Origin of the sequence: Streptomyces pinistramenti (assembly GCF_020564935.1) — a bacterium.
GTDB lineage: Bacteria > Actinomycetota > Actinomycetes > Streptomycetales > Streptomycetaceae > Streptomyces > Streptomyces pinistramenti.
In genome coordinates this window covers 1-16045 of record NZ_JAJCXB010000025.1, presented here as the reverse complement: position 1 = coordinate 16045, position 16045 = coordinate 1, and the positions used below count along the sequence as shown (strand labels likewise).

Sequence of the window (16045 nt, the reverse complement as noted above, 5' to 3'; positions counted from 1 at the left end):
AGCCCTCTCCGTCAGTCCCGACCGCACCCGTGTGTGGTCCGGCGGTGTGCTGTCCGGGCATACCGTACCCGGCGCACTGCTCCGGTCCGGGCCGTAGCCGCAACCTGATATCCGACCGGTATGGCCATGCCCAGGGTCACTTCTTGTCGCTGAGCACCGCTTCCATCACGCTCTTCGCGATCGGGGCGGAGAGCTTGCCGCCCGCGATGTCGCCGCGAAGTGTGTCGGAGCCCTCAATGACGACGGCGACGGCGACCGGGGTGCCCTTGCCGGTCTTGGCGTAGGAGATGAACCAGGCGTACGGGTTGTCCTTGTTGTTCGCACCGTGCTGGGCGGTACCCGTCTTGCCGCCGACCTTCACGCCGTCGATCTGGGCGGTGGTTCCCGTGCCCTTCTCGACCACGGTCTCCATCATGTCCTGGATCTTCTGCGCGTTCTCCGGCGACAGCGGCTTGCTCATCTCCTTGGGAGTGTGCTGCTGCACGACGTTCAGATTCGGCGCGACCAGCTTGTCGACCATGTACGGCTGCATGAGCTTGCCGCCGTTGGCGATCGCGGCGGTCACCATGGCCATCTGGAGCGGAGTGGCGCGGTTGGATGCCTGGCCGATGCCCGCCATGGCGTTCTGCGGCCGGTTGTCCTCCGGGTAGACGCTCTCGGACGCCCGGACCGGGGTGTCGACCTTCGCATTGTTGAAGCCGAACTTCTCCGCCTCGGCCTTCATCGTCTTGTTGCCGAGGTCGGCACTGATCTTGCCGAAGACGCTGTTGCACGACACCCGCAGCGCCTCGCGGAGGCTGGCGTTCTCGCAGGGGAGGTCGCCCTCGTTGTTCAGCGGTTGGCCGGCGGTGTCGGGCAGCGTCCAGGGCAGCGGCGAGCGCGTCTTGGCGTCGATGTCGGTGTAGAGGCCGTTCTCCAGCGCCGCCGACGCGGTGACGACCTTGAAGGTGGAGCCGGGCGGGTAGGTCTGGCGCAGCGCCCGGTTGAGCGTCGGATCGTCCGGGTTGTTCTGCTTCAGCAGCGCGTTGTACGCCTTGGAGTCCTTGTCGCTCATCCCCGCGAAGGTGGAGGGGTCGTACGACGGGGCGCTGGCCAGCGCCAGGATCGCGCCGGTCTCCGGGTTGATCGCGGCGACCGCGCCCTTCTTGTCGCCGAGCCCCTCGAAGGCGGCCTTCTGGGCCTTGGTGCTGAGGGTGGTGACGACGTTGCCGCCCTCCTGCTTGCCGCCGGTGAGCATGTCGACCGTGCGGCTGAAGAAGAGCTTGTCGTCGGTGCCGGTCAGGATGGAGTCGTTGAGCTTCTCCAGCTGGTTGGCGTCGAACGCCTGCGAGGCGTAGCCGGTGACCGGCGCCCACATCTTGCCGTTCGTGTACGTCCGCTTGTACTTGAAGTCGCCGCTGCCGGTGACCGTCGAGCCGGTGACCGGCTTGCCGTCGACGATGATGTCGCCGCGCGGGGTGCCGTAGCGCTCGATGGCGACCCGGCGGTTGTTGGGGTCGTTCTTCAGCTCGTCGGCCTGCACGAACTGCACCCAGTTGATGCGGACGAGCAGGGCGAGCACGAGCAGGCCGCAGAAGATCGCGACCCGGCGCAGGGGCTTGTTCACGGACGGACCACCTGGGTCATCTCGGCGTCGGTGGACGGGGCGGGGGCCGGGGCGGGCCGCCGCGCGGTGTCGCTGATGCGGAGCAGGATCGCGACCAGCGCCCAGTTGGCGATCACGGAGGAGCCACCCTGGGCGAGGAACGGCATCGTCATGCCCGTCAGCGGGATCAGGCCCGTGACGCCGCCGGCGACGACGAAGACCTGGAGGGCGAAGGCCCCCGACAGGCCGACGGCGAGCAGCTTGCCGAACGGGTCGCGGGCCGCCAGCGCCGTACGGATACCGCGCTCGATCAGCAGGCCGTACAGCAGCAGAACGGCCATCAGACCGGCCAGGCCGATCTCCTCGCCGACGGTGGCGAGGATGTAGTCGCTCTTCGGCGCGATGCCGAGGATCAGCCGGGAGTAGCCCTGGCCGAGGCCGGAGCCGAGGATGCCGCCGGAGCCGAAGGCGTACATGGCCTGTGCGGTCTCGGTGACGCCGCCGTTGAGCGTTGCCAGCGGGTTGAGCCAGTTGTGCACACGCTCCTGGACGTGCGACTCGAAGGTCGCCACGGCGACCGCGCCGCCCGCGCTGAGCAGCAGGCCGAAGACGATCCAGCTGGTGCGCTCGGTGGCGACGTACAGCATGACGACGAAGAGGCCGAAGAAGAGCAGCGAGGTGCCCAGGTCGGTCTCGAAGACCAGGATCATCAGGCTCAGCGCCCAGATGACGAGGATCGGTCCGAGGTCACGTCCGCGGGGGAGGTAGAGGCCCATGAACCGGCGGCTGGCCAGCGCCAGCGCGTCCCGCTTCACCATCAGGTAGCCGGCGAAGAAGATCGCGATGATGATCTTCGCGAACTCTCCGGGCTGGAGCGAGCCGAGGCCCGGGATGGTGATCCAGATCTTGGCGCCGTTCACGCCGGGGAAGAACATCGGGGCGATCAGCAGGACCAGCGCGACGACCATGGAGATGTAGGTGTAGCGCTGCAGGACGCGGTGGTCCTTGAGGAAGATCAGGATGCCGAGGAAGAGCGCGACACCCAGGGTCGACCACATCAGCTGGTTCGGCGCCATGGCCTTGCCGAGTGTGGGCTCCTGGTCGAGCCGCCAGATGAAGATCAGGCCCAGGCCGTTCAGGAGTGTGGCGATCGGCAGCATCAGCGGGTCGGCGTACGGCGCCCACTTGCGGACGACGAGGTGGGTGACCCCGGCCAGCAGACCGAGGCCGAGGCCGTAGCCCAGGACACCGGCCGGGACGGTGTGGTCCTTGGCCAGGCCGACGTTGATGTACGCGAACACCGGGATCAGCACCGCGAAGACGAGCATGGCCAGCTCGGTGTTACGGCGGCTGGGCGCTCCGATGGTGCCGATGGTGGTGGTGTTGGTGGTACTGCTGCTCATAAAAGTACGGCCCCCTACGCCCTCACTGCTGGGTGCTGCAATTCTTTTCCAGCTTCTGCTGCTCCTCGGAGGGGGCCTGGCTGGTGGTGGGAGTGGGAGTCGATGTCGCCGCGAGCGTGCCGACGGTGCCGCCGGTGCCGGTCTTCCCGGTCTTGCTGTCGGGGGTGGCGGGCTTGTCGCCGGACTTGCCGCCGTGCTTGCCCGACGTACCGCCGGCCTGGCTCTGGCCCTTGGTCTTCGCGGCGGCGCGCTCGGCGGCTTCCCGCTGTGCCTTGTCGAGGCAGGCGTGGGCCTGCTTGCCCAGCTCGGTGACCTTCTCGGCCGCCTCGTCGCGGCTGTCGGCCGGGATCGTCTCCTTGACCTGGGTCTGCTGGTACACCGGCAGGTACTTGAGTTCGATCTCGGGATGATCCTTGTCGACCTTGTTCAGCGAGATCCACGCCAGGTCCTGGCTGAGGCCCCGGTAGAGCGCGACGTGATCGTCCTTGGCGCCGACGAAGTACTGGGTCTGCGTCCAGCGGTAGCCCCCGTAGAGACCACCGCCGACGACGGCCAGCGCGAGGACGGCGACCAGCGACCGCTTGAGCCACTTCCCGCGCCGCTCGGGCTTGAGGAAGTCCTCATCGGTGAACGCGCCGAACGAACCCTGGGGCGGTCCGGCGAGGTCACCGTCGCCGCTTCCTGGCGGCCCGAACGCGCCACCGGGGGCGGCCTGTTGCGGGACGTCCCTGTTGCGGCCGAGCTCGGCGGCGCGGGCGGCCGGCGTCTGCAGCGTGCTCGGGTCGCTGAGCTGGTTCTGGTTCTCGGCGACCGCGCCCACGATGACCGGGGTGTCGTTGAGCTGCCCGGCCAGGGCTTCGTTGCCGTCGACGTCCAGGACGTCGGCGACGATGCAGGTGATGTTGTCGGGGCCGCCGCCGCGCAGCGCGAGCTGGATCAGCTCCTGGATGGTCTCGTGCGGGCCGTGGTAGCCGGCGAGGGTCTCCTCCAGCGTCTGGTGGCTGACCACGCCGGACAGCCCGTCCGAACAGATCAGGTACCGGTCGCCGGCCCTGACCTCCCTGATGGACAGGTCGGGCTCGACGTGATCGCCGCTGCCCAGCGCCCGCATCAGCAGCGAGCGCTGCGGGTGGGTCGTGGCCTCTTCCTCGGTGATCCGGCCCTCGTCGACGAGCCGCTGCACCCAGGTGTGGTCCTGGGTGATCTGGGTGAGGACGCCGTCCCGCAGGAGGTAGGCGCGCGAGTCGCCGACGTGCACCAGGCCGAGGCGCTGACCGGTCCACAGCAGGGCGGTCAGGGTCGTGCCCATGCCCTCCAGCTGGGGGTCCTCCTCGACCATCACCCGCAGCTGGTCGTTGGCGCGCTGTACGGCCGTCCCCAGCGAGGTGAGGATGTCCGAGCCCGGGACGTCGTCGTCGAGCTGGACCAGGGTGGAGATCACCTCGGACGAGGCGACCTCGCCGGCCGCCTGGCCGCCCATGCCGTCGGCGATGGCCAGCAGGCGCGGGCCCGCATAGCCCGAGTCCTCGTTGCCCTCGCGGATCATGCCCTTGTGCGATCCGGCGGCGAAGCGCAGTGACAGACTCATGCGCACCTCACCCGTCGGCTCGGGGTACAGCCGGTCTCGTCGAGCCACACTGCCCACCCTCCGGTCGGGAGCACGCTCGGGTCCGTCGAGTGGACCGCCGCGGCTCGCTCGCTCCGCTCGCTCATTGTCGTACTACTTCCGCAGCTCGATGACGGTCTTGCCGATGCGGATCGGGGCTCCCAGCGGAATCGGGGTCGGCGTCGTGAGCCGGCTCCGGTCCAGATACGTGCCGTTGGTGGAACCGAGGTCCTCGACGATCCACTGGCCGTCACGGTCCGGATAGATCCTGGCATGCCTGCTGGACGCGTAGTCGTCGTCCAGGACGATCGTGGAATCGTGCGCGCGGCCCAGCGAAATGGTCTGGCCCTGCAGCGCGACGGTGGTGCCCTGCAAGGTGCCTTCGGAGACCACCAGCTTGGTGGGTGCACCGCGGCGCTGGCGGTTGTTGCCGCGGCCGCCTTCTTGGCGGCGCTGCTGCGGTGGTGTGGCGGGCTGGCGCTGCGTACGCGCCTCCTGGCCGCCCCGCCGGGCGGCGCCGCGCTGTGTGACGCGCGTGCCGAACAGATCGCTGCGGATGACCTGAACGGCCACGATGACGAACAGCCACAGTACGGCGAGGAAACCCAACCGCATGACCGTGAGGGTCAGCTCTGACATTGCCCCCGCTTCACCCTTCGGCTTGCCGGTAAACGATGGTGGTACTGCCCACGACGATCCGCGAGCCGTCGCGGAGATTAGCGCGGGTGGTGTGCTGCCCGTCCACCACGATCCCGTTCGTGGAGCCCAGATCCTGGATCATGGGGGGCGTTCCGACCCGGATCTCACAGTGCCGCCGGGAAACCCCGGGGTCGTCGATCCGTACGTCGGCGTCGGTGCTGCGGCCCAGCACGAGAGTGCCGCGCGAGATCTGATGGCGGGTGCCGTTGATCTCGATCCAGCGCCTGGTCTGTGCGTGCGGCTGCGGTCCTGCACCTGGCGGCGCCGTACGGGGTACGGGCTGCGCGCCGGGAGGCGGGGACGAGGGCATGGGGGGCGGGCCCACGTGACCTCCGCCGGTGTAGCCGCCCCGCGGCGCCGAAGAGGCGCGTGGGGCCGCTGCCTGGCCCGGCTGTTCCTGGGATGTGCTGGAGGCAAGGGTGCGGCTGCGGACGCGGTACAGGCCGGTGTCGAGATCGTCGGCCTTTTCGAGGTGCACCTTGATCGAACCCATGAAGGTGTACCGCTGCTGCTTGGCGTAGTCGCGGACCATGCCCGACAGCTCGTCACCGAGCTGCCCGCTGTAGGGGCTGAGCCGCTCGTAGTCGGGGGTGCTCAGTTCGACGATGAAGTCGTTGGGGACGACCGTGCGGTCGCGGTTCCAGATGGTGGCGTTGTTGTCGCACTCGCGCTGCAGCGCACCGGCGATCTCAACGGGCTGCACCTCGGACTTGAACACCTTGGCGAAGGTGCCGTTGACGAGCCCCTCAAGACGCTGCTCAAAGCGTTTCAGTACTCCCACGGGACACCTCCTTCCTCAGGCTTCGTCAGGGTCGTCCTGATACTGCTTACTGATCGTATCCACGCGTCGGGAAATCGGCTGGTTCCCCTTTCCCGCCCGGAGTGACGAGTGTCGCCCTCACAGGGTTGCCCGCTGCTTCCTCGCTCCTCGGCCGGTTGCTTGTGCACTGCGATGGTAGATGGGCCCCGAAGACAGTGTCCCGCAACCGCCGACCTCTCTTGCCGGGCGGGGGGCCGGGACGCTGCCCGATGGCGTCCCGGCCGGCCCGTCGGACGCCGGGTCACCTGGGGCGGCGGGTGCGCCGGCGCTCGCTCCGGGGGTGAGTGCTTCCGCGACGGCCGGCCGGTGCGGAAGCACCCGGCGGACCGCGTTGCGGGGGCACAGAAAGGGCAGGTGAAACCACCCGCCACGCCGTGCTAATGTTCTGCATGTCGGAAGGCGCTCACACAAGAACCGGACCGAAGAGCCCGGATCGCGTGAGAGAATCATTCGGCAGCACCCATGCGCGGGTGGCGGAATAGGCAGACGCGCTGGATTCAGGTTCCAGTGCCCGAAAGGGCGTGGGGGTTCAACTCCCCCCTCGCGCACAGATGAGACCCCCGGTCTCCGGAGAAATCCGGAGACCGGGGGTCTTTCGTTGTGTCCGGAAACGGCCGGGCCCGCGGGCCGTTCCTGTCCGGAAGCCGCCTGGCCGGCAGGACGCTGCGGACGCAATTCCCCTTTCCCATAAGGGCGTTGGGCATGTGCACCGTCGTCCGGAAGCCCGACGGCGGCGCTGGGACGGGGAGTTGTGGGCTACGCCACCACGTCCGCCACCGCGGTGCCGAAGGCGCGGATCCGGGCGGTCTCCTGTGCGCCGTGGTGGAGCAGCCCGAGGACGGAGCCGGGCAGGCCGGACACGGGGAGGAAGGCGAGGTCCCGGCGGGCGTGGTAGTCGGCGGTGGGGCGGCACAGCAGCATCGCGCCGCGGCCTGCGGCGGCGAGGGTGAGGCCCTCCTGGAGGGTGCCGACGGCGGGGCCCGGAGGGATCGGGCGGCCTCCGGGGGTGGCCGTGGGGGCGTGCGCCCGGCGCCAGTAGGCGGGGGCCGGGCCGTCGACGGAGATCAGCGGTACGGCCGCGAGGTCCTCCGCGGCGAGGGCGTCGCGGGCGGCGAGCGGGTGCCGTACGGAGAGGGCGAGGGTCTGCGGCTGGGCGGCGAAGACCGGGCCGGTGACGAGGTCGGGCTCGGCGGCCGGCAGCAGGACCACGGCGACGTCGACGGTGCCCGCGCGCAGCGCGCCGAAGGGGTCGCACAGCGGGATTTCCGTGAGGGAGGTGACGCACCCGGGGTGCCGGGTGTGGAAGGTGTCGATGGCGCGCATCATGCGGTGGTCGGCGGTGCCCTGGAAGCCGATGGTGAGGGTGCCCTCGATGCCCCGGGCGGCGCTGCGGGTGGCGTCGAAAGCGGCGTGCAGGGTCGCGTAGGCGGGGCGCAGGGTGGTGCGGAAGTTCTCTCCCAGAGGGGTGAGACGGACCCGTCGGCTGGTGCGGTCCACGAGGCGGGCGCCGATGCGGGACTCCAGGGCGCGCAGCAGCTGGCTGACGCGGCTCTGCGAGAGGCGGAGCCGTTCGCCGGTGCGGCCGAAGTGCAGTTCCTCGCTGAGTACGAGGAAGCACTCCAGCTCGCGTAGGTCCATGCCGCTCACGGGGATCCCTTCGGTGGGTGTCGGCCAGGGGGTCTGCTTGTGGAAGATCCATGAGTCCTGCTCATGGAAGGGTGAGAACTTCGGCGTTGTTCCCTGCGGCGGGCGGGCGTTGGCTGGGGGCATGACGAAGACCGGTGAAGTGGTGGGGAAAAGCGGCGTGTTGGGGCGCGCCGGGGGCGGCTGGCCGGCCGTGGGTGTGCTGGCGGCCGCGACGTTCACGGTGGTGACGTCGGAGATGCTGCCGGTGGGGCTGCTCACGCCGATCGGCGGTGACCTGGGGGTTTCGGACGGGACGGCGGGGCTGACGCTCACCGTCACGGGGCTGGTCGCGGCGGTGTCGGCACCGTTGCTGACGATGCTGGTGGGGCGCTGGGACCGGCGTTCCGTACTGGTCGCGCTGATGGGGACACTGGCGGCGGCGAATCTGCTGGCGGCGGCCGCTACGGGCGTCGTGGTGCTGCTGGTGGCCCGGGTGCTGGTGGGGCTGGGAATGGGCGGGGTGTGGGCGCTGGCGGCGGGTCTCGCGGTGCGGCTGGTGCCGGAGCGGCGAGTGTCGGCGGCGACGTCGCTGGTCTTCAGCGGAGTCGCCGCCGCATCGGTGCTGGGCGTACCGGTCGGCACGCTGGTCGGTCAACTCGGCGGCTGGCGTGCGGCGTTCGTGGCGATGGGGGTGGTGTGCGGCGTGGTGGGCGGGGCGCTGGCGGTGCTGCTGCCGTCGCTGCCGTCCACGGGGGCGGTACGGCTCGGCGGCGTGCAGGCGCTGTGCGGCAGGGCGTCGGTGCGGACCGGTCTTGCGCTGGTGGCGCTCTTGGTGACGGGCCATTTCGCGGCGTACACGTATGTGCGGCCGGTGCTGGAGGAGGTGGCGGGGGCCGACGCCGCGCACGTCGGCACCCTGCTGCTGGTGTTCGGTGTCGCGGGGCTCGTCGGCAACTTCGTGGCCGGTGCGGGGGCGGCCAGGTCGCCGCGTGGCGCGTTGCTGGTGATCTGCGCGGTGCTGGCGGGGGCGGTGTTGCTGATGCCCGTGTCCGGGCGCGCGTGGGGTGTTGTGGGCGGCGCGGTGGCGCTCGCGGCGTGGGGGCTCGCCTACGGGGGCGTGTCGGTCAGTACCCAGATTTGGTTGATGGCCGCGGCGCCACGTGAGCGCGAGGCGGCTTCGGCCCTCTTCGTGGCGGTGTTCAACGGGGCCATCGCCTTGGGCGCGCTGGCCGGCGGCCGGGCGGCGGCCAGCTGGGGCGCCGTGGGCGTGCTCTGGCTGGGCGGCGTGCTCGTGGTGGGGGCGCTGGTGACGGTGGGGGTCGGCCGGGCGCCGGCGGCCGGATGACGGCGGCGGGCCTCCTGGGGCCGCCGGCATACGGCGCCCCGGGGAGCGCGGTGCGGGCGGCGCTCCCCGGGGCGGGCCGGTTCCGTGGGACGGGACGGTGGCCGCTGCGTCAGGCGGCGGCGCGCTCGGCGACGGCCTTGGCCTTCGATACGGCCTCCTGGAGGGCCTTCTCGCGGGACGCCTCGTACTGCGGGACCAGCTCGGCCATCGCCGGGTTGGCGGGCGCCATGGTCAGCTCCGGGATGATGAAGTCGACCTCCAGGCCGAAGGCGTTGCCCAGCACGGCCTCCAGGTAGTTCTGCACGTAGTCGAAGCCCGCACGGGGTGTCCCCGGGGCGTACGAACCGCCGCGGCTGGCGACGACGGTGACCGGGGTGCCCTTGGCGGACGGCTCGGCGCCGGCCGTGCGGCCCATGATGATCACCTGGTCGAGCCATGCCTTGAGCGTCGAGGGGATCGTGAAGTTGTACATCGGGGCGCCTATGACGATCGCGTCGGCCTGCTCCAGCTCCTCGGCGAGCCGGGTGCGCAGCGCGAAGGCGGCCTGCTGCTCGGGGGAGTGGGTCGCGGGGTCGGAGAAGCCGGCGGATGCGGCGGTCCCGTCGAGGTGCGGCAGCGGGTCGGCCGCCAGGTCGCGGTAGATGACGGTGCCGTCGGGGTGCTGTTCCTGCCATGCCGTACGGAAGGCCGCGGTCACGGCGCGGGAGGCGGAGCCGGTCTCGGGGAAAACGGAGGAGTCGAGGTGCAGAAGCGTGGCCATGGTGATCGTTCCTCAGAGGTTCACGGCCGGCGGGCGAGGCCGCGGCACGATGGTTGAATTCCGTACGTCACTATTCATAACACAGTGACTTACTTTTCCGCAGTAGCCAACGGGAAAGCGGTACGCTGAGGGCATGGCGGATCACAGTGAGGCGACGTGCAGACAGGTCGACGGCGGCATGACGCGCGTCTTCGAGCTGTTCGGGAAGCGCTGGACCGGCCTGATCGTCGCCACGCTGATGCCGGGACCGGTGCACTTCGCCGACCTGCGGCGGGCGATTCCCGGCATCAGCGAGCGGATGCTGTCCGACCGCCTCATGGAGCTGGCGGCGACCGGCCTGGTGGTGCGCGAAGTGGACGCCGGGCCTCCGCTGCGGGTCGCCTACCGGCTGACGGAGGCGGGTCTGGCGATGGAGCCCTCACTCAAGGAACTGGCCCGCTGGGCCGAGACCTACCTGGCCGAGGGCGGGCAGTGCCCGGATCGCTTCCGGAAGTAGCGCACACCGGGGCCGCGGTCGAGACCGGGGTGTCATGGGGCGGCGGCGGTCAGCCGAGCCGCTCCTGGGCGGCGTTGTAGCGCAGCAGGTACAGCGCGAAGCGGTCGAGATCCGCCTCGCTCCAGTCGGCCAGCCGCTCGTGGAACGCCTGCCGGCGGCTGTTCGAGGCGTTGGCCAGCACCTGGGCGCCCTCCTCCGTGGGGTGCAGCACCTGGACGCGGTGGTCGGCGGGGTCCAGGCGGCGCTCGACGAACCCGAGCCTCTCCAGTGCGGCGATCTGCCTGCTGACCGTGGACTTGTCCAGGAGGTAGTGCGCCGCGAGGTCCGTCGCCCGGCATCCCTGCTGGTCATCGAGGTGCGCAAGCAGGGTGTACGAGACCAGCGACAACTCCGGATGGATGCGGGCCGCGGTGGCGCGGGCCCGCCGGGCGAAGGCGGTCAGCTCCTGCTGGATGGTCTCGACGGAGTCGTCGCGGTGGGCCACGGGCTTGCCTTTCGTTGAAGTAGTTGTATAGTACAACGTGGATTGGGAGTTGTATAAACCAACCACCGACAGTTGTAAAAGCCATCTACTGGCTGTATCCGAGCCGACTAGCTTGAGAAGGCACCATGAGTCCGGTCCGCCGTTCCGACCGCCACCGTGATCACGGACTTGATCACCGCCCCGACCGCCGAAGCCCCCACACGGCCGGGCTGCGCCACGTCCTGCTGCACCTGGTCACACCGTTGCTGATGTGCATCGGGATGGGCCTGGCCTACCTCGGGGCGTTCGCCGATCCGGCGCCGCACCACCTGCCGGTCGCGGTCGTCGGCTCAGGACAGAGCGCACAGCTGCTGGCGCAGTCGATCAACGACAAGGCGGGCGGCGACCTGGAAGCACGCACGGTCCCCGACCGCGCGACGGCGACCGAACAGCTGCGGCACCAGGACATCTTCGGCGCCTACGTCCCCCACGGGAAGAGCGGAACGACCGCCTCGGGCACCCACGGCACGGACTCCGCCCGCTCCGCCAAGGCCGCGGGCACGACCGGACCTGCGCCGGAACTGATGGTCGCGACCGCCGGATCGGACACCAGCGCCTCCGTGGTGCAGAAGGTCTTCACCCCCATCGCCGCCCAGCAGGGCAGGCCCCTGAAGGTCACCGACGTCGCGCCGACCGCGCAGCACGACCCGACGGGCCAGGGCATCTTCTTCCTGCTGGTCGCGATCAGCATCGGCTCGTACGCCTCGGTCGCGGTGATCGGCGGGGCCGGGGCGGTGCTGCCGATGCGGCTGCGCGCGCTGCTTGCCGTCGGCACCTCCTTCGTCGTCAGCATCATCGGGACGCTCTTCGCCGGCCCGGTCTTCCACCTCGTCGACCACGGCATGTGGGGGCTGTGGAGCATGGCCTGGCTGTACTCCGCCGGCATCCTGCTGATCGGAACGGGACTGCACACCTTCCTCAAGCGCTGGACCACGCTCGGCGTGATGGCCCTGTTCGTGATGCTCAACTTCACCTCGTCCGGCGGCATTTTCCGGCCCGAGATGCAGAATGGATTCTTCGCCGCCCTGCACTCGTTCTGGAACGGCGCAGGCTTCGTCGAAGGCACCCGCAGCCACGTCTACTTCAACGGCTACGGACTGGCCGGGCACGTAGGGACGCTGGTGATCTGGCTGGTGATCGGCGCGGCGTCGGCCGGTATCGCCGGCCTGGCCGAATCCCGCAGGAAGGCCGCCGAGAAAGCGGCAGCGGAACGGGCCACGGCGGTCGCGGCCGCCGCGGTGGCCGCGACGGTGACCGACGGCGGACGGCACCCGGAGCAGGCAGCGCGTGCGGACGGCCGGCGGCGGGGCTGTGACGCGGAGTCGGGAGCCGAGGCTGAGGAAGAGGAGATGGAGGAGGCTGTGGGGGTGTAGCGGGGTGTGCAGGGAGGGGCGGTTGGTACGGGCCGGGGCGTGGGATGCCCCGGCCCGTAGCGGTGTCTGGGGTGGCGGTGGGGTGCGTTCGGCCTGGTGAGGCGTCAGTTTCGGCCGTGGCGCCTGAGTGTGGGCAGCACCGTCAACTGGCGCTCTGCCAGGACCCTTTGCCCCATTCTGGCTCTCTCATTCTTGGTTCCCTTCCGCCCGATCCCGTTGGGCCCGTGGGGAGTTATCCACAGGTCTGCCGGACGGGAGACGTGGTCGGTAACGTCGTGGGTGGACAGGCCGGAGTCGGTGGGCGGGCCTGACGGACGCCGCTCACGCCGGGCGGAGCGGGACGTCGAAGGGGGAGGTGGTGCCGTGATGTCGCGGTTGCCATACGTACCGGGGTTCGCGCAGGCGGCTGCGCCCAGACCGTCGGCGAAGGCCGTCGGCCGGGCGCTGCGGGAGCGGGCGCCGCGGGCGGCGCAGGCCGGGCTGTCGATCGCGGCGGGCCGCCCGGACGCGGTCGCGGCGGTGGAGACGTCCCAGGCCGGCCGGCTGCCGGAGCTGACACCGATACGCGTCGGCCGGATGGCCGCCTCCCCGTTCGCCTTCCTCCGCGGCTCCGCCGGGCTGATGGCGTACGACCTGGTGGCCTCGCCCGTAACGGGTGTCGGAGCGCAGATCTGCGGGGACGCCCACGCGGCGAATTTCGGACTCTACGGTGACGCCCGTGGCGGCCTCGTCATCGACCTGAACGACTTCGACGAGACCCTCCACGGGCCCTGGGAGTGGGATCTCAAACGGCTGGCTGCTTCGCTGGTGCTCGCAGGCCGGGAGGCGGGCGCGGGCGAGGACGACTGCCGGGCGGCGGCGCGGGACGCGGCGGGTGCGTACCGTCGCACGATGCGGCTGCTGGCGAAGCTGCCGGTGACCGAGGCGTGGAATGCCGTCGCCGACGAGGCGCTGGTCTCGCACACCGACGCCAAGGACCTGGTGGGGACGCTGGAGCGGGTGGCGGCCAAGGCCCGCAGGAACACCAGCGCGCGGTTCGCCGCCAAGTCCACGGAACGGACGCCGGAGGGCGGGCGCCGGTTCGTGGCCGCGCCGCCGGTGCTGCGGCAGATCCCGGACGAGGAGGCGGCAGCGGTGGCTTCCTCGCTCGCCGGATATCTGGAGACCCTGCCGGAGGACCGGCTGCCGCTGCTGGCCCGGTACGCCCTGCACGACGTCGCGTTCCGGGTGGTCGGCACGGGCAGTGTGGGCCTGCGTTCGTATGTGGTGCTGCTCCTCGATCACCGGGGCGAGCCTCTGGTGCTGCAGGTGAAGGAGGCGCGCGGCTCGGTGCTGGCACCGTTCGTGGCGAAGGCCGGCTTCCCGGTGCCTTCGGTGGCGCACGAAGGGCGCCGGGTGGTGACGGGACAGCGCAGGATGCAGGTGGTGAGCGACATCCTGCTGGGCTGGGCGACGGTGCGAATACCGTTGCCGGGAGAAGCCGCTGCCGGATGCGGCAGGTACCGGGAACTCCCCGTCCAGGTACGCCAGTTCAGAAACCGCAAGGGCAGCGTGGATCCGTCCGCGCTGACCGGCGAGCAGCTGGACGACTACGCGCGGATGACCGGCGCGCTGCTGGCCCGTGCCCATGCGCACAGTGCCGACCCGCGGGTGGTGGCCGGCTACTGCGGCAAGTCGGAGGAGCTGGACGACGCGATGGCGGATTTCGCGGTGGCCTACGCGGACCGTACGGAGCGGGATCACGCGGAGCTGGTGGCGGCGGTGGACAGCGGGCGTATCGCGGCGGAGAGGGGGGTGTGAGGCGCGTCGGGGCGGGGTGACGGGTGGCGGTGTGGGTGTCGGTCGAGACGTCGGCCGGGACGCCGATGAGTGGGTCGTGCGCCGGCGGGCGTTGTGTGGCGGGTGCGGGTGCGGGTGCGGGTGCGGGTGCGGGTGCGCGGCCGGGTCCGGGTGCCGGGCCGGGGCTGGTGAGTGGGCTGACATTGGTGTGGTGGGGGCCCTGATGGGGCGGGTGTGGTGGTGGCGGGGTGGGTGGGTTGGGGGAGGGGGAAGGGGCGTAAGGCGGCGGAGGAGAGGGCCAGCGCCGGTCCTGGTCGGCGCAGTGGGCGTTCCCCCTCCGTGGCAGGAACCCATGGAGCAGCGGCGGAGGCAGGCCGACCGGCCGCTGAACCGGGTGCCGGGGAGGGGGCCGTACGCTGACCGGGTGACGAACTCGCACGCGGAGAACGCGCAGGACGGCCAGTACCGACCGGACGCCCCGGGAGCGGCGTACGCCACCGATGGACCGGGGGTGGCGGGCACGCCGGATGCGACGGGTGTGCCGGGAGCGCCTGGTGAGTCCGGCGGGCGGGCGGCGTCCGGAGAGGGCAGCGCGTCCGGGGCCGCGGAGGCGTCGGCCGGCGGCGAGCGGGACTTGGCGGCCGGGGACGCGGCGACCCGGCGGCTGGCGAAGGCGGTGCTGGCTGCCGAGCAGGCGCTGATCGAGTTCGAGATCGCGGTGGAGACCTTCCGGGTGGAGGTGGAGAACTTCTCCCGGTTGCACCACCAGCGGCTCGGCCCCATGTACGCGCGGCTGGACGAGCTGGATGCGCAGATCGCCGAGGCGGTCGCGGCCCGTACCGGCGATCCGGAGGACGTCCGCAAGGCACGCGAGGCCCGTGCTTCGGTGCTGCCGATGCCGAATGTCGAGGAGCTGTTCCACGGCTGGATCGGGTCGGAAGGGCTGTTCCCCGAGGCACAGGCGATGCTCGCCGAGCAGCCGGTGCGGCCACCGCAGAAGGTGCGGCCCAGCGAGGGCGCCCGCAAGGCGTACCGCGACCTGGTGCGCAAGGCACACCCCGACCTGGCACGTGACGACGCGGAGCGGGAGCGCAGGGATGCCTTCATCGCACGGGTCAACGCCGCGTACGGCGCGGGGGACGAGGCGGCGCTGCGTGAGCTGGCGCAGGAGTGGGAGACCGGTCCTGCGCCTGCCGAGGAGCGGCTCAGCGAGAGCGAGGAGCTGTACGCGCGGCTGGAGTGGCTGGCCGAGCGCAAGGAGCTGCTGGCCGCTGTCGCCGCCGAGCTGGAGGAGAGCGCGATCGGCGCGATGATCAAGATGGCGCCACAGGATCCGGACGCCCTGCTGGACGAGATCGCCGAGAAGCTGCTCGCCGATGTCACAGAGCGCGAGGCCCGCCTCGCCCAGCTGGTCGGGTAGCGTCGGGGACATGCGATTTGGTTCTCTGCCCACGGTTGGTGTCGACGCGCTCACGCCCCAGGACTTCCTCTTGGACGTGCGTGAGGACGACGAGTGGGAGGCGGGGCATGCTGAAGGTGCGCTGCACATCCCGATGAGCGAATTCGTTGCCCGTTACGGCGAGTTGACCGAGGCCGCGCCCGCGGACGGCAAGATTTACGTGCTCTGCCGGGTCGGTGGGCGGTCCGCGCAGGTCGCGCAGTACCTCATCCAGCAGGGCATTGAAGCGGTGAACGTCGACGGCGGCATGCAGGCGTGGGAGGCCGCCGGACGCCCCGTCACGGACGGCCGGGGCGGCGCGGGCACGGTCGTCTGAGGACGCTTCGTACGATTGCGGGGGCCGGCCCGGTTCGGACCGGGCTGCTTCGGTTCTTCTTGGTTCGCTGAGCCCGGGGCGGCTTCGTTCGGGCTGTCGGTTCGGTTGGTTCTGTTTGGCAGATGCCTCGGCCGCGGTACAAGCGCGGTCGGGCTGAGGGCTGTGTTCCCGTGTTGGTTCCGAGAAGCTTGCGGGCTCCTGTATCCGCGGGCCACGGACCTCCGTGCCGGCGATCCGGATGCCGCACCGGTACGC

General features: G+C 70.8%; 14 protein-coding genes and 1 tRNA gene. 7 read left to right on the top strand and 8 right to left on the bottom strand.

The window, feature by feature from the left end:
• Positions 1-136 precede the first annotated feature (136 nt).
• The 5 genes from LIU39_RS18680 to LIU39_RS18660 form a co-directional block, all read right to left on the bottom strand.
• Positions 137-1606 carry a peptidoglycan D,D-transpeptidase FtsI family protein gene (locus tag LIU39_RS18680; RefSeq protein WP_227047899.1) on the bottom strand — a complete coding sequence of 490 codons (1470 nt, stop codon included), beginning with the start codon at positions 1604-1606 and terminating at the stop codon, positions 137-139.
• Complete coding sequence (locus LIU39_RS18675; RefSeq protein WP_227047898.1) at positions 1603-2988, bottom strand: FtsW/RodA/SpoVE family cell cycle protein; 1386 nt, start codon at positions 2986-2988, stop codon at positions 1603-1605. Before LIU39_RS18675 ends, LIU39_RS18680 begins: the two co-directional genes overlap by 4 nt.
• A 22-nt stretch (positions 2989-3010) precedes the next feature.
• The gene (locus tag LIU39_RS18670; protein WP_227047897.1) at positions 3011-4576 is read right to left on the bottom strand and encodes a PP2C family protein-serine/threonine phosphatase; all 1566 of its coding nucleotides are present in this window, start codon (positions 4574-4576) and stop codon (positions 3011-3013) included.
• Positions 4577-4708: 132 nt separating this feature from the next.
• The gene (locus LIU39_RS18665; protein ID WP_227047896.1) at positions 4709-5233 is read right to left on the bottom strand and encodes an FHA domain-containing protein FhaB/FipA; all 525 of its coding nucleotides are present in this window, start codon (positions 5231-5233) and stop codon (positions 4709-4711) included.
• A gap of 10 nt (positions 5234-5243) precedes the next feature.
• Positions 5244-6074 (bottom strand): FHA domain-containing protein, encoded by an 831-nt coding sequence (locus tag LIU39_RS18660; protein ID WP_227047895.1) that lies wholly within the window; start codon positions 6072-6074, stop codon positions 5244-5246.
• A 503-nt stretch (positions 6075-6577) separates the two neighbouring features.
• On the opposite strand from LIU39_RS18660, the gene LIU39_RS18655 reads away from it, so the two are divergent.
• A tRNA-Leu gene (locus LIU39_RS18655) sits at positions 6578-6661 on the top strand.
• A 208-nt stretch (positions 6662-6869) separates the two neighbouring features.
• On the opposite strand, the gene LIU39_RS18650 is transcribed toward LIU39_RS18655, so the two are convergent.
• Positions 6870-7760: a LysR family transcriptional regulator gene (locus tag LIU39_RS18650; RefSeq protein WP_227047894.1), complete on the bottom strand. Its 891-nt coding sequence runs from the start codon at positions 7758-7760 to the stop codon at positions 6870-6872.
• A 121-nt stretch (positions 7761-7881) separates the two neighbouring features.
• Here LIU39_RS18650 and LIU39_RS18645 point away from each other — a divergent pair, with 121 nt between their 5' ends.
• A complete protein-coding gene (locus tag LIU39_RS18645; RefSeq protein WP_227047893.1) occupies positions 7882-9084 on the top strand; it encodes an MFS transporter in 1203 nt (400 codons plus the stop codon).
• A 109-nt stretch (positions 9085-9193) separates the two neighbouring features.
• Here the strand turns inward: LIU39_RS18645 and LIU39_RS18640 are convergent, their stop codons facing one another.
• Positions 9194-9844 (bottom strand): FMN-dependent NADH-azoreductase, encoded by a 651-nt coding sequence (locus LIU39_RS18640; RefSeq protein WP_227047892.1) that lies wholly within the window; start codon positions 9842-9844, stop codon positions 9194-9196.
• A 133-nt stretch (positions 9845-9977) separates the two neighbouring features.
• Between LIU39_RS18640 and LIU39_RS18635 the strand changes: the two genes are divergently transcribed.
• The gene (locus tag LIU39_RS18635; RefSeq protein WP_227047891.1) at positions 9978-10340 is read left to right on the top strand and encodes a winged helix-turn-helix transcriptional regulator; all 363 of its coding nucleotides are present in this window, start codon (positions 9978-9980) and stop codon (positions 10338-10340) included.
• A gap of 49 nt (positions 10341-10389) precedes the next feature.
• On the opposite strand, the gene LIU39_RS18630 is transcribed toward LIU39_RS18635, so the two are convergent.
• Complete coding sequence (locus tag LIU39_RS18630; protein WP_227047890.1) at positions 10390-10824, bottom strand: MarR family winged helix-turn-helix transcriptional regulator; 435 nt, start codon at positions 10822-10824, stop codon at positions 10390-10392.
• A gap of 125 nt (positions 10825-10949) precedes the next feature.
• On the opposite strand from LIU39_RS18630, the gene LIU39_RS18625 reads away from it, so the two are divergent.
• The 4 genes from LIU39_RS18625 (at position 10950) to LIU39_RS18610 (ending at position 15790) form a co-directional block, all read left to right on the top strand.
• A complete protein-coding gene (locus tag LIU39_RS18625; protein ID WP_227047889.1) occupies positions 10950-12236 on the top strand; it encodes an ABC transporter permease in 1287 nt (428 codons plus the stop codon).
• 366 nt (positions 12237-12602) lie between these two features.
• Positions 12603-14036 (top strand): DUF2252 domain-containing protein, encoded by a 1434-nt coding sequence (locus LIU39_RS18620; protein WP_227047888.1) that lies wholly within the window; start codon positions 12603-12605, stop codon positions 14034-14036.
• A 403-nt stretch (positions 14037-14439) separates the two neighbouring features.
• A complete protein-coding gene (locus tag LIU39_RS18615) occupies positions 14440-15435 on the top strand; it encodes a J domain-containing protein (protein WP_227047887.1) in 996 nt (331 codons plus the stop codon).
• 10 nt (positions 15436-15445) lie between these two features.
• The gene (locus tag LIU39_RS18610; protein ID WP_227047886.1) at positions 15446-15790 is read left to right on the top strand and encodes a rhodanese-like domain-containing protein; all 345 of its coding nucleotides are present in this window, start codon (positions 15446-15448) and stop codon (positions 15788-15790) included.
• Positions 15791-16045: the final 255 nt, after the last annotated feature.